Source organism: Salsuginibacillus halophilus, assembly GCF_003014715.1.
In the GTDB taxonomy this organism is placed as follows: Bacteria; Bacillota; Bacilli; order Bacillales; family Marinococcaceae; genus Salsuginibacillus; species Salsuginibacillus halophilus.
Map to the genome: position 1 here is coordinate 119,657 of NZ_PYAV01000001.1, position 13,612 is coordinate 133,268.

At 46.7% G+C, this 13,612-nt stretch carries 15 protein-coding genes; all 15 read left to right on the top strand.

The features are described 5' to 3' along the window. The first annotated feature begins 72 nt into the window (after positions 1-72). Positions 73-696 (top strand): chemotaxis protein CheC, encoded by a 624-nt coding sequence (locus B0H94_RS00610; RefSeq protein ID WP_106587292.1) that lies wholly within the window; start codon positions 73-75, stop codon positions 694-696. Continuing rightward, positions 689-1,192, top strand: a complete 504-nt coding sequence (locus B0H94_RS00615; RefSeq protein WP_106587293.1) for a chemotaxis protein CheD — start codon at positions 689-691, stop codon at positions 1,190-1,192. Before B0H94_RS00610 ends, B0H94_RS00615 begins: the two co-directional genes overlap by 8 nt. Beyond that, positions 1,192-1,527: a hypothetical protein gene (locus B0H94_RS00620; RefSeq protein ID WP_106587294.1), complete on the top strand. Its 336-nt coding sequence runs from the start codon at positions 1,192-1,194 to the stop codon at positions 1,525-1,527. Before B0H94_RS00615 ends, B0H94_RS00620 begins: the two co-directional genes overlap by 1 nt. Before the next feature lie 13 nt (positions 1,528-1,540). Beyond that, positions 1,541-2,320 (top strand): FliA/WhiG family RNA polymerase sigma factor, encoded by a 780-nt coding sequence (locus B0H94_RS00625; protein ID WP_106587295.1) that lies wholly within the window; start codon positions 1,541-1,543, stop codon positions 2,318-2,320. A gap of 36 nt (positions 2,321-2,356) precedes the next feature. Then, positions 2,357-3,745, top strand: a complete 1,389-nt coding sequence (locus B0H94_RS00630) for a flagellar assembly protein A (RefSeq protein WP_106587296.1) — start codon at positions 2,357-2,359, stop codon at positions 3,743-3,745. A gap of 17 nt (positions 3,746-3,762) precedes the next feature. After that, positions 3,763-4,299, top strand: coding sequence for a DUF6115 domain-containing protein (locus B0H94_RS00635; protein WP_106587297.1), 537 nt, complete (start codon positions 3,763-3,765; stop codon positions 4,297-4,299). Positions 4,300-4,451: 152 nt separating this feature from the next. Then, entirely contained in the window at positions 4,452-5,189 is a 738-nt protein-coding gene (rpsB, locus tag B0H94_RS00640; RefSeq protein ID WP_106587298.1) for a 30S ribosomal protein S2, read from the top strand. Between the two features lie 134 nt (positions 5,190-5,323). Further along, entirely contained in the window at positions 5,324-6,205 is an 882-nt protein-coding gene (gene tsf, locus B0H94_RS00645) for a translation elongation factor Ts (RefSeq protein WP_106587299.1), read from the top strand. A gap of 236 nt (positions 6,206-6,441) precedes the next feature. Further along, positions 6,442-7,164, top strand: a complete 723-nt coding sequence (gene pyrH, locus B0H94_RS00650; protein ID WP_106587300.1) for a UMP kinase — start codon at positions 6,442-6,444, stop codon at positions 7,162-7,164. Next, positions 7,161-7,721, top strand: coding sequence for a ribosome recycling factor (frr, locus tag B0H94_RS00655; protein ID WP_106587301.1), 561 nt, complete (start codon positions 7,161-7,163; stop codon positions 7,719-7,721). The genes pyrH and frr overlap by 4 nt, the downstream gene beginning before the upstream one ends. Before the next feature lie 115 nt (positions 7,722-7,836). After that, on the top strand, positions 7,837-8,583 hold the full coding sequence (gene uppS / locus B0H94_RS00660; protein ID WP_106587302.1) for an undecaprenyl pyrophosphate synthase: 747 nt from the start codon (positions 7,837-7,839) through the stop codon (positions 8,581-8,583). Positions 8,584-8,593: 10 nt separating this feature from the next. After that, positions 8,594-9,385 carry a phosphatidate cytidylyltransferase gene (locus B0H94_RS00665; protein ID WP_106587303.1) on the top strand — a complete coding sequence of 264 codons (792 nt, stop codon included), beginning with the start codon at positions 8,594-8,596 and terminating at the stop codon, positions 9,383-9,385. Positions 9,386-9,432: 47 nt separating this feature from the next. Continuing rightward, positions 9,433-10,581, top strand: coding sequence for a 1-deoxy-D-xylulose-5-phosphate reductoisomerase (locus B0H94_RS00670; protein ID WP_106587304.1), 1,149 nt, complete (start codon positions 9,433-9,435; stop codon positions 10,579-10,581). 13 nt (positions 10,582-10,594) lie between these two features. Beyond that, positions 10,595-11,857 (top strand): RIP metalloprotease RseP, encoded by a 1,263-nt coding sequence (rseP, locus tag B0H94_RS00675; RefSeq protein WP_106587305.1) that lies wholly within the window; start codon positions 10,595-10,597, stop codon positions 11,855-11,857. 21 nt (positions 11,858-11,878) lie between these two features. Beyond that, positions 11,879-13,582: a proline--tRNA ligase gene (locus B0H94_RS00680; protein ID WP_106587306.1), complete on the top strand. Its 1,704-nt coding sequence runs from the start codon at positions 11,879-11,881 to the stop codon at positions 13,580-13,582. Positions 13,583-13,612 lie beyond the last annotated feature (30 nt).

A 13,612-nucleotide genomic window follows, 5' to 3' on the forward strand; every position in this document is an offset into this window, starting at 1 on the left:
GCCTTCGTCATGGTACAATCGAAGTAGAATAATAAATGGTAAGTGAGACACAAAAAAACAGGGTGGAACGTCATGGATATTATTGAAGAAATCAGCGATCATCATCTTGATGTTTTAAAAGAAATTGGCAACATCGGCGCCGGTAATGCAGCTACATCACTCTCGCAACTTTTAGCGCAGCAGATCGAGATGACAGTACCTTCGGTGCGGCCGATCAAGTTTCAAGAAATTCCAGAAGCTGCCGGGGGTGCAGAACAAATTGTTGCAGCAACATTTCTTCGGATTCTCGGAGATGCACCTGGCAGCATGTTTTTTATCGTTCCTGAAGAAGACGCTGCACCACTCGTTGCTTCAATGACCGGTATGGAGCATTTAACCGTTGATTCAGAGCTTGGTAGTTCGGCACTGCAGGAATTAGGCAACATTTTGTCCGGCAGTTATTTATCAGCGCTTGCTGACTTCACCCGGCTGAATCTTCAGCCCTCTCCACCGTCACTTGCTGTTGATATGGCAGGAGCGGTCGTAGAAGAAGGACTGTTTGAGCTTTCTTTAGCCAGCGACCACGCTTTAATTATTGATACAGTCATTTATGAGCATGGCACCGAAACGAAATCGCGCGGGCAGTTTTTCTTACTGCCGGACCCTGATTCGTTTTCAACGATTTTTACGTCACTGGGAGTTGGCTTTCATGAGTGAAACTGCAGCAAATGAAATTGTTAAAGTCGGGATGGCCGAATTAAGTATTGCAACCATTCCTCAAGTGCTCCGCACGTCTGGTCTTGGTTCGTGTGTCGGGATTGTTTTGTACATGGCAGGAGCAAAAACAGCTGGCATGGCACACGTGATGCTCCCGGACTCTTCAATGGCGCGGGAGAAGGCAATTAACCGTGCAAAATACGCAGATACAGCAATTGAAGATTTAATTGAGCTTTTAAAAGGAAGCGGGATGAAAGAAAAGCAGTTAAAAGCAAAAATTGCCGGCGGTGCAGAAATGTTTAAGTTTTCCTCAAATTCCAATACAATGAAAGTAGGTCCGCGCAATGTGGAAGCTGTTAAACATGAATTGAAGTCCCGCGGGATTGAAGTTACAGCAGAAGACACCGGTGGAAGCAGCGGTCGTACCATTGAGTTTTATATTGGGGAGAACGGTTTAAAGATCCGCACGGTAAATCAAGGAGAAGCGGTGATTTAATGGCTGGAACATGGCGTACAAATGCGCTTGCAGCAGCTTGCGGGCTCGTCATTGTTTATCTGCTCGCTTTAACAGCGGTGCCGCCGGAGCGTGCGTTTATGCGGGCTTTAGTGACGATGGCACTTTATTTTATGCTCGCCTTTATCTTTCGTAAAGCCTTTGAAGCTTTACGCAGGGAACAAAGTTTTCCAGAAGAGGCTGATACGGACAACGATGCTGCTGCAGAAACTGCTGCAGCAGAAGAAACTGAAGCTCCTTCCACAAATGAGGCAGAAGACGACACCGTCGACGGTGAAGAAACCGCCCGCTTTGTGAAGCAGTTAATTAACGAATAAGAGAGGAGATATCATGCAGCGTGCCACAAGGGAGAACCTCGATGAATCCTGGGCAGCCTGGACGAAGGAAAAGTCGGTTGAGGCGGCGAATGAAATCATTGCAGCCTACCTCCCGCTTGTGCATTATCATGCGCAGCGTATCTCTGTCGGGCTTCCGAAAAACGTCGATAAAGAAGATTTGATCAGCCACGGGATGGTCGGTTTGTACGATGCCTTGGAAAAGTTTGAAACGAGCCGTGAACTAAAGTTTGATACGTATGCATCCTTTCGTGTACGGGGGGCAATCATTGATGGTCTGCGCCGCGAGGACTGGATGCCCCGCTCGCTCCGGGAAAAGGCAAAAAAAATTGATGAAGCTTCTGAACAGCTTGAACAGCAGCTCGGACGTCATCCTTACGAGGAGGAAATTGGCGCACACCTTGGGATGAGCGCTGATGACGTTGCCAAAGTTAGTGCTGAAGCATTTGTTGCAAATCTTCTTTCTATTGATGAAGAGGCGCCGGAATCTGATCGCGATGAAAGCTACAAGTCGTCTCTTCAAGACCACAAAGCGCTGCAGCCGGATGAAGAGCTGCTTCGAGAAGCCGAGTGGACAGAACTTGCCGGTCACATTGAAAAATTGAACGAAAAAGAAAAACTCGTTATTAGTCTATTTTACTATGAAGAACTTACTTTAACTGAAATTGGTCACGTCCTGGACTTATCAACATCACGAATATCCCAAATCCATTCAAAAGCGCTCTTTCGGTTACGACAGGCGTTAAATCGCCAAGTCCAGAGCGAATCGTCGTAATTTTCATTTTAAGCAGAGGATAGGTGGTGTTCCGCTATGGAGCTCAGCAATTTTTTGCGTGTCAAAGTTTCCGCTGACCGGCTTGCTGCAGAATTGCAGCAAATGAAGCCATTTGATGAAGAAACTTTGCCGAATATGGAGGATTTAACAAAGTTTGTACAAGAGGAGAACGGCCTTGCCTTTGGTGTTCAAGAGGGGGTGCTCCGGGATATTGCAGAAGCACCTGAAGAAGCGAAGTTTCCGGTCCAACTTGCAGCCGGACAAGCCCCGGGCGAAGGCCGGGATGCATACCTTGAAATCGCCAGTTTACAGCAGCAGGATGATAACGCACCTGAGGATACGTCGCGCGTTGATTTAAAAAAAGTGTTGGAAATTCCCATGGTGAAACAAGGGGAAAAAGTTGGGTGGAAAGTGCCGGCAACAAAAGGTGAAGACGGGACTGACGTTTATGGTGAGCCGGTTGAAGGTAAGTTCGGGCGTGATTTCAAACTGCGCGCCGGCAAAAACACGCGCCTGACTGATGATGAGCTTGAATTGTATGCGGTCGTTGACGGGCAGGTGAGTGCTGATACAAAGCAGATTCATGTATATCCGGTGTATGAAGTTCAAGGGGACCTGGACTTAAAAACAGGTAATATTGATTTTGTAGGTAATGTAACGATCCATGGAAGTGTGCCTGCTGGCTTTGAAGTGAAAGCAAAAGGTGATATCCGCGTCAAAGGAACGGTAGATGCGGCTTATTTAGAGGCGCAAGGTGCAGTAGTCGTCGGTGAAGGTATTGTCGGGCAAGGTGAAGGCAAAGTGACTGCCGGGAGCACGGTGCATACTACATATATCAACCAAGGGAATGTGGAAGCCGAAGCTGATATTTATGTAAAACAGGCCGTTTTACACAGCCGTGTCGAAACTGCAGGCTCGATTTACTGCACAGAGAATAAAGGCATGATTGTCGGCGGTAATGTGTCTGCTGTTGGCAGAATCGAAGCTAATGATATTGGTAACGAAATGAATACGCCGACCGAGCTGTACCTTGGACAAAGCCAAAAGTTTGTTAACAAGCAGGAAGAAATGGAACAAACGCTTGAACACGCAAAAGCTGAGCTTGAAAATGTGCGGAAATTAAATGAAGCGTTTAAACAAAAAGAAGACAGCGGCGTTGAATTAACGTCTAAAGAGCGTATTATGAAGCTGCGCGTGCGCAGTACAGAAACGTTAATGCAGGAAAAGAAGGAACTGGCTGAAGAAGGGTTAAATGAACTGAAAGCGTCACAAACGGATGCAGAAGCAGGCGAAGTGCGCGTGTACCGCCGGATTTATCCGAATACGACTTTAAACTTCGGCAAGTACCGAAAAAAAGTGCATAAGCCGCATGAATATATGCGGTTCCGGCTTGAGCAGTCGGAGATTAAAACAGAGCCGCTGTAAATCACGGAGGGGTAAAAATGACAGCGTTTGCTGTAGCGAGTTTTCTGCTGCATGTCGGAAGCATTTTGGCGATTGTTCTGCTGCTGCAGAAAATCCGGCGGCTTGAAAATGGCCGGGACTTTGACGATGCAAAGCGAGAAATTGAAGATGTACTTATGACTTATACTGAAGAAATGAAAGATGACAACCGTCGTTTACTGCAGGAATTAAATCAAAAAGAGGTCAAACCTGAAGCCGTATACACGAAGCAGCCGGCACCACCTCAAACCACAGAGCATAAACAAGCAGAAACTCGTGAGGAAAAGGCTCCGACATCGTTTCAGTCGCTTTTAAAAACACATGCACAAGCGACGTATCAAGCGCCTGCTTCTTCTGACCATGAAACAGAGCGCGAAGTCGATCCGCCAGAACCGAAGCAGGCTGATGCGTTTGAACAAAGCCCTCAATCCGCCGTGTATACGCTTGCGGAACAAGGTTATGAAGCGGTAGATATTGCAAGAAAGCTCGACATGGGCCGGGGCGAAGTGGAACTGCTGTTAAAATTCCGCCAGTAATTGCTAAAAAGGCTTGCACACCTTACAAACGTGTGCTAATATTACTGACGGTGTGAAAAACACACGCATTTGGATGCAGGCAAAGGTGCCGCGCATAGCGGTTTTGTTTGTTCGAAAAATGCGGAGGAAACAACCTTAAGGAGGATTTATTCATGGCAGTTATTTCAATGAAACAGTTGCTAGAAGCAGGGGTTCACTTCGGTCACCAAACACGCCGCTGGAACCCGAAAATGGGCCGCTACATCTTTACGGAGCGTAACGGCATCTACATCATCGATCTGCAAAAGACGGTGAAGAAAGTAGAAGAAGCGTACAATTACGTGCGCGACATTGCAGGCGAAGGCAAGAAAATCTTGTTCGTCGGCACAAAAAAGCAGGCACAAGATTCTGTACGCGAAGAAGCTGAACGTTGTGGCATGTACTACATTAACCAGCGCTGGCTCGGCGGTACGCTGACCAACTTCCAAACCATCCAAAAGCGGATTGCACGTTTGAAAGATTTGGAGCGTATGCAGGAAGACGGTACATTTGATGTACTACCGAAAAAAGAAGTTATCCTGCTTCAGAAAGAAATGGAACGTCTTGAGAAGTTTCTCGGCGGAATTAAGAACATGAAAGGCCTGCCGGATGCGATCTTTATTATCGATCCTCGCAAAGAGCGCCTTGCTGTATCTGAAGCGTTGAAGCTTGAGATCCCAACAATCGGCATTGTTGACACGAACTGCGACCCAGACGAGATCGATCATGTTATCCCTGGTAACGACGATGCGATCCGCGCGGTACGTCTGTTAACTTCAAAAATGGCTGATGCAGTGATCGAAGCAACTTCTGCAAATGCTGAAGAAGACGCTGAAGGCGGCGAAGAAACAGAAGAAACACCAGTTTCCTAATTGCTGGTGCATCTATAGCGCGAACCACAGAGGGTGATGAAGGGGCTGACCCTTGATCACCCTTTTTCATCGCATGAATATTCATACAACCGCATATTGCGGAAAACTTAAGTTTGTTAAAGGAGGCTGCCATTATGGCAATTACAGCTAGCATGGTAAAAGAACTGCGCGAAAAAACAGGTGCAGGAATGATGGATTGCAAAAAAGCATTGAATGAAACTGAAGGTGACATGGAAGCTGCAATGACTTACCTTCGCGAAAAAGGAATCGCTAAAGCACAGAAGAAAGCGGACCGTATTGCAGCTGAAGGTTTGACAGCTGTTGAAGTTGACGGTGACAAAGCGGCGATTGTTGAAGTAAACGCTGAAACGGACTTCGTTGCGAAAAACGAAAACTTTAAAGCGCTCGTCTCTGACATTGCAAAGCACGTGCTTGCAAATGAGCCGGCAACAGTAGAAGATGCTTTCAATCAAAATATGGCAGACGGCACAACGCTTGAAACGTATATTAACGACCAGATTGCAAAGATTGGAGAAAAAATCTCCTTCCGTCGTTTCGAAGTCTTGAAAAAAGGTGAAAACGCAGCATTTGGTGCATATCTTCATATGGGTGGTAAAATCGGTGTTTTGACACTGCTTGAAGGTACAACAGATGAAGCGCCTGCAAAAGATATCGCGATGCACGCAGCAGCGATCAGCCCGAAATATGTTGATCGTAATGAAGTACCTGAAGAAGAAGTGAACAACGAGCGTGAAGCATTGAAAAATGAAGCGCTTAACGAAGGCAAGCCGGAAAATATCGTCGAGAAGATGGTAGAAGGCCGTCTGAAAAAGTACTTTGAACAAGTATGCCTTCTAGATCAGGAGTTTGTAAAAGACTCCGAGCAGACGGTACGTGAGTTCGCTCAAAGCCAAGGTGCTGAAGTGAAGACGTTCATCCGTTATGAAGTCGGCGAAGGCATGGAAAAACGGGAAGAAAACTTCGCTGAAGAAGTTATGTCCCAAGTCAATAATTAATAACCGGGTAGGGGACACGAAAGTGTTCCCTACTTTCGCGCGAAAAGGCTTTATGCTTAAAACAAAGGCGGTCGGACCGCAGACGCATCAATAGCATACCTGTATTTTCGCGTTGAAGAAAAAAGAGGACAGGTGTGTGTTCATTGACCTGATCAAAAGCTGGGTTCAGGTAAGTGATGCCCAAATAATAACATATATCGTGAATTTGAATTGGATTTAAAAACGTGGAGGTTCTCATGACGAAATATCAACGCGTGGTTTTAAAATTAAGTGGCGAAGCTCTAGCCGGCGAAGCAGGTTACGGCATTGATGCAAATGTACTACAGTCTGTTGCTTCACAAATCAAAGAAGTCATTGAGCTTGGCACCGAAGTAGCTGTCGTTGTCGGCGGGGGTAACATTTGGCGCGGCATGGCCGGCAGCTCACAAGGCATGGACCGGGCAACGGCAGATTATATGGGGATGCTTGCAACTGTCATGAACTCCCTTGCGCTGCAGGACAGCCTTGAGTCAAATGACGTGGAAACACGTGTGCAGACCTCGATTGAAATGCGCCAGGTTGCAGAGCCTTACATCCGGCGCAAAGCGATTCGTCATTTAGAAAAAAAGCGGGTTGTTTTATTTTCTGCAGGGACAGGCAATCCGTATTTTTCAACAGATACAACCGCAGCTCTGCGTGCAGCTGAGATTGAAGCTGACGTTATATTAATGGCGAAAAACAAAGTGGATGGTGTGTATGATGCCGATCCTTCTGTCGATGCAAATGCAAAAAAATATGATGAACTGTCGTATTTTGATGTTTTAAAAGACGGTTTAGGTGTCATGGATTCAACGGCTTCATCCTTATGTATGGACAATGATATTCCACTTCTTGTATTCTCGTTAATGGAACAAGGCAATATTAAACGCGCAGTCCTAGGTGAAGACTTAGGTACCATTGTGAGGGGGAATCGGTCATGACGACAAAAGAAGTAATTCAAAATGCAGATGAGCGAATGGCAAAAGCAGTAGAAGCTGCCAAGCGGGAAATGGCAACGTTGCGTACGGGACGGGCCAATCCATCCATGCTTGATCGGGTCATGGTCACATATTACGGTATGGAAACACCATTGCAGCAGCTGGCAACGATTAATGTGCCAGAAGCACGTACGTTAATTATTACACCGTTTGATAAGTCCTCGATTGGTGAAATCGAAAAAGGGATCCAAAAAGCAGACCTCGGCCTATCGCCATCCAACGATGGAGATGTGATCCGCATCGCAGTTCCTGCATTAACAGATGAGCGTCGCAAAGAGATGACGAAGCTTTTGAAAAAATATGCAGAAGACGGCCGGGTAGCCGTACGTAATGTTCGTCGTGACGCAAACGATGAAATTAAAAAGCAGGAAAAGAACAGCGAAGTGACAGAAGACGACTCAAAGCGGTCGCAGGATGAAATCCAGAAGTTAACTGATAAGCACATCGCTGTGATTGACGAAGCTGCTGAAAATAAAGAGCAAGAAATTATGGAAGTCTGATCAATTTCAATGTAAAATGGAATTAGTAAAAACCCTCTGTTTTTAGGGGGTTTTTTTAGCGGATGTGCCGCGCTTCGGTGTACACCGCAAATTCCTAGTGAGGCTGGTGCCGCGCATGTTGGATAAATTTAAAAAACAAGATTATGAAGAGGAAGATGAAATACATACCGTACCGGCGCATATTGCAATCATTATGGATGGCAACGGCCGGTGGGCGAAAAAGAAAGGACTGCCACGTGTAGCCGGCCACCGGGAAGGCATGAAAGTCATTCACAGCATTGCTTCGCAGGCAAAAGCCCGCGGGGTCGGATATATCACATTATATGCGTTCTCAACCGAGAACTGGAAGCGTCCAAAAAATGAAGTAGATTTCCTCCTCCGTCTTCCGGAACGGTTTTTAAACGCTGAACTGCCGAAGCTGCAGGAGAAAAATGTGTGTGTGAAGATTATGGGCTCAAGTGAAGATTTGCCTGCACACACACAGCGCGCTGTGGAGCGGGCTGTAGAAGAAACGAAAACAAATGATGGTTTAGTGTTAAACTTTGCGTTGAATTACGGAGCGCATTATGAGTTAACTGCTGCTGCCCAAACGCTTGCACAAAGAGTGAAAAACGGCGAGCTTGAACCAAAAGATATTACTGAAAAAATGCTAGAGGCTGAGCTTATGAGCACGCACGTGCCTGCCCCTGATTTATTAATCCGCACAAGCGGTGAAAAACGGTTGAGCAATTTCATGCTCTGGCAGGCAGCCTACAGTGAATTTTGGTTTACTGATGTGTTGTGGCCGGACTTTACAGAAGGCCACCTCGATGAAGCAATCCGTGCTTACAGCAGCCGGAAGCGCCGTTACGGCGGAGTATAGGAGGCTGAACATGAAACAGCGAATCATTACAGGCGTCATCGGTGCTGTCGGCTTTATAGCAGCAGTCATTGCCGGAGGCTCTATCTTTGCCGCACTCGTCACGGCGATGACCATTACCGGCGCGATCGAAATCGCACGCATGTTGAAGCTGCCTGCGTTGTCAGCAGCGGGTGTGCTCGGTATAGCTGTTAGTTTAATTACATTTTTACCGCCATCTTGGGCAGACGCACTTGGCTTAAGCCTTGAAAGCCGTGTACTTGCATTTATCGCAGCTGCCTGGCTTTTGATGCTTGTGCCGGTGGCAACGAAAAACCGCGTCAGTTTTGCTGTCTGCGGTCTCCTCATTTTTGGGGCATTTTACGTTGGTGCAGGTTTCCACTTTTTTGTACATGCCCGTGAGAGTGAAGGGGCGTTGTTTTTATTTCTAGCCTTGTTTGCCATTTGGGCGACAGATACCGGTGCTTACTTTGCTGGTCGCTCATTCGGCCGGCGTAAGCTTTGGCCGGCGATCAGTCCTAAAAAGACAATTGAAGGTTCTCTCGGCGGGATCGTACTCGCTGTTATTGTTGGTGTGACATTTCAGCTCATGTTTACAGTATTTGAATCTTGGGCCGTTTTGTTTGTCTTTTTGCTTGTCGTCTCAACGGCTGGCCAGCTCGGCGATTTAGTCGCTTCGGCGATGAAGCGTCAATACGATATTAAAGACTTCGGTCGTATTCTGCCCGGACATGGCGGCATTTTAGACCGGTTTGACAGCTTATTATTTGTTATGCCGGTATTGTACGTGCTTCAGTTCTTTTAAGTTCACTTGATGATTTGTCAAATTCATGAAAGAAGAGAGGGTTTTTGTTGAAGCGTATTGCACTGCTAGGTTCGACAGGATCGATCGGTACACAAACGCTTGAAGTTGTACGTGCCCATCCGTCGTCCTTTACAATTGAAGCGCTCGCGGCCGGTCAAAACGCCGAAAAAATTGCGGCGCAGGTAGCGGAGTTTCAACCAAAAGTTATCAGCGTTGCTGATGACAAAACCCGCGAAAAGCTGAAGCAGCTGCTTGATCAACCACCTGAAATTTTCACGGGAGCTGAAGGGTTAACAGCTGTAAGTACAGCGCCTGATGCGGATTTTGTGATGAATGCGGTGATCGGAAGTGTCGGTTTAGCGCCGACACTTGAGGCGATGAAGTGCGGGAAAACGATCGGGATTGCCAATAAAGAAACGCTCGTTACTGCCGGGCATTTAGTCATGGAAGCTGCTCGGACGTACAACGTAGATCTCCTTCCGGTTGACAGCGAACATTCTGCCATTTTTCAATGTTTACAAGGCAGTAGCGCAAGTGATGTAAGCCGCTTAATTTTAACGGCTTCCGGCGGAACATTTCGTGATAAAGCCCGCGCTGATTTAGAAGGTGTCACGGTTGAAGATGCATTAAAACACCCAAACTGGTCGATGGGTGCAAAAATTACGATTGATTCGGCGACAATGATGAATAAGGGTTTGGAAGTCATTGAAGCGCACTGGTTGTTTGACATTCCTTATGACCAGATTGATGTCGTATTACACCGTGAAAGCATTGTTCACTCCTTTGTCGAATATAAAGATGGCAGTATGATTTGTGAACTTGGGCATCCGGATATGCGGCAGCCGATTCAATATGCACTGACTTATCCGAAGAGACTTGAATTTGCGGAAAAGAAAAAGTTAAACTTATGGGAAACAGGTGCACTGCACTTTGAAAAAATGGATCAGCATCGATTCCATGCGTTAAAGCTTGCGTATGATGCCGGACGTGAAGGTGGATCAATGCCGACCGTTTTAAATGCAGCAAATGAAGCGGCTGTTGCGATGTTTCTCGATGGGCGCATTTCGTTTTTAGCCATTGAAGAAGCCATTGAAGCTGCATTAAATCGCCATGAGCGTATTACCGCACCGGACCTTGCGACAATTCAAGCAGTTGATGAAGAAACCCGGGCGTATGTGAATCGACTAATGAAGTGAGGGTGAACGATACGTGCAGACGTTAATAGCGGTCATTTTAATTTTCAGCCTGCTGGTAGCAGTACATGAGTGGGGCCATTTGTTCTTTGCAAAACGGGCAGGGATTTTATGCCGGGAGTTTGCGATCGGCTTTGGTCCGAAAATGTTCTCATTCAAACGTAATGAAACGGTGTATACTTTTCGGATGCTGCCACTTGGAGGCTTTGTTCGTATGGCCGGTGAAGATCCGGAAACGGTGACGATCAAGCCCGGCTTTGAACTTGGTTTAATCATGAATAATGCTGGTCTTGTGGAGAAAATGATCGTCAATAACAAAGCGAAACACCCAGAGGCGAAGATCGTCTCGGTAGAACGAATTGACCTTGAACACCAATTAAAGATTGAAGCTTACACTGAAGAATCGGAACAGCTTGAAACGTTTCAAGTACATGAACAGGCGGTGATTGTTCAAGACGAACAAGAAACACAAATTGCCCCGTGGCATCGACAGTTTGGTTCAAAGTCACCAGGGAAAAAGGCAGTTGCCATTTTTGCTGGACCGGCAATGAACTTTGTGCTCGCTTTTATCTTGTTTGTTATTTTTGCTTTAGTTCAAGGTGTACCGATGAATGATGCGGTCATTGGTGAACCGCTTGATGACAGTCCGGCGGCTGAAGCCGGTTTGAGCGCAGGAGATGAAGTTGAAGCCGTTGACGGCGTATCAGTATCTACATGGCAGGATATGACCCAGCAAATTCAACAGCATCCGAACGAAGAAATCACGTTTACAATTGCTGAAAATGGAAGTACTCGGGATGTGGTTGTACATACCGACAGCCGCTTTAACGAAGTTGAAGAAGTTGAGGAAGGCTTTATCGGTGCCGGGCAGGCGACAGAGCAATCACCGCTGCTTGCCGTACAGTACGGGGCGGAGCAGGTGTATATGGTATCAAGTTTAATATTTGAAGTCCTTGGTATGATTGTGACCGGCTCGTTTTCCCTAGATTATCTCGCCGGCCCTGTTGGCATTTATGATTACACAGGTGAAGTGGCTGATATGGGAACGTTCGTTTTGATCAGCTGGGCTGCGATGCTTAGTGTGAACCTTGGTATCGTCAACTTGCTGCCGCTTCCAGCGCTCGACGGCGGTCGCTTAATGTTCATCTTTCTTGAAGCTGTACGCGGCAAACCGCTTGATCCGCAAAAAGAGGGGATTGTTCATTTTGTCGGGTTTGCATTGTTAATGCTGCTCGTTTTAGCTGTCACATGGAACGATATTAACCGCTTATTTATGTAGCAATTCAAGGAGTGAGATTTGATGAAGCAGCAATGGTTATTCAGCCCGACCCTGCGCGATGTTCCGGCAGGGGCGGATATCCCGAGCCACCAGTTGATGCTGCGGGCCGGTTTAATTAAACAAAACGCAGCTGGGATTTATTCTTATCTGCCGCTTGCAAAACGTGTATTAAACGCGATTGAAACGGTTGTTCGTGAAGAAATGAATCAAGCAAATGGCCAGGAAGTACTAATGCCGGCGGCACAACCGGCTGAACTTTGGCAGGAGTCCGGCCGTTACGAAGATTATGGGCCGGAGCTGATCCGCTTAAAAGACCGTCATGAGCGTGACTTTGTGCTCGGTCCGACGCACGAGGAAGTGGTCACTAGTCTTGTGAAAGATGAGTTAAACTCATATAAAAAACTGCCGGCCTTGTTGTACCAAATCCAGACGAAATACCGCGACGAGCGCCGGCCCCGCTTTGGTGTTATGCGCTCGCGGGAGTTTTCAATGAAAGACGCGTACTCGTTTGACAAGGACGAAGCGGGCTTAAATGAAAGTTATAACCGGATGTATGAAGCTTATGAAAACATCTTCCGCCGGCTTGGACTGGACTTCCGGGCGGTTGAAGCAGATTCTGGTGCAATTGGCGGCACCGATACCCACGAGTTTATGGTACTCTCCGACGTAGGAGAAGATACCATCGCCTACTCGAATGCTTCTAATTATGCTGCGAATTTAGAAATCGCAGCGATTCCAGATCATTACGAAGCACCAAAAGCTACAGAAGCATTACTTAAAAAGACGGCTACACCAGGGGTTAAAACGATTGAAGATGTGGCTGAGCACTTTCAAGCACCGCTAGAAAAGTTATTTAAGTCCGTGTTGTTTATCATTGATGAAACGCCTGTGCTTGCAGTTTGTCTAGGCGGCCATGAAATTAATGACGTAAAGTTGAGCAACTTGTATAACACGGTGCACGTCCGCACGGCGACTGCTGAAGAAACCCTTAAGCATCTAGGGGTGGAGCCTGGATTTATTGGACCGGTTCATGTAGGTGATCATGTTGAAGTGATTGCAGATTATGCGGTACGCTCTGTGACAGACGGCATAACCGGTGCAAATGAAGCTGACACCCATTATGAGCATGTTGATCCGCACCGCGATTTCTCCAGCTTCATATATCGTGACATTCGGCTGGTGCAGGCAGGAGATCCGGCACCGGATGGGCAAGGGACGTATCAATTTGCAAAGGGTATTGAAGTTGGTCATGTTTTCAAGCTCGGTACGAAATACTCTGAAAAGCTCGGCGCCAACTTCCTTGATGAAAATGGAAAGAGCCAACCGCTTGTTATGGGCTGCTACGGCATCGGCGTAACCCGGTTGCTTGCAGCAATTATCGAGCAGCACCATGATGAAAACGGAATTATTTGGCCGAAAAAAGCAGCGCCGTTTGATCTTCATTTAGTCACAATCAATCCGAAAAACGAAGCGCAGTATGATTTAGGAGAAACACTGTATAAACTACTGCTTGAGGCAGGTTATGATGTGCTTCACGATAACCGGAAAGAACGCCCGGGTGTGAAATTTAACGACAGTGATTTATATGGCCTTCCGGTTCGCATCAGCTGCGGAAAAAGATCAGATGAAGGTATTGTAGAAGTTAAGCCCCGAAATGAAGATACAGTTCATGAGATTCATCAAAACGAGCTGTTAGCTTTTTTAGAAGCGAACTTAAATGGATAAAACCGGAGGGAGAAGAGCCATCGTGATACG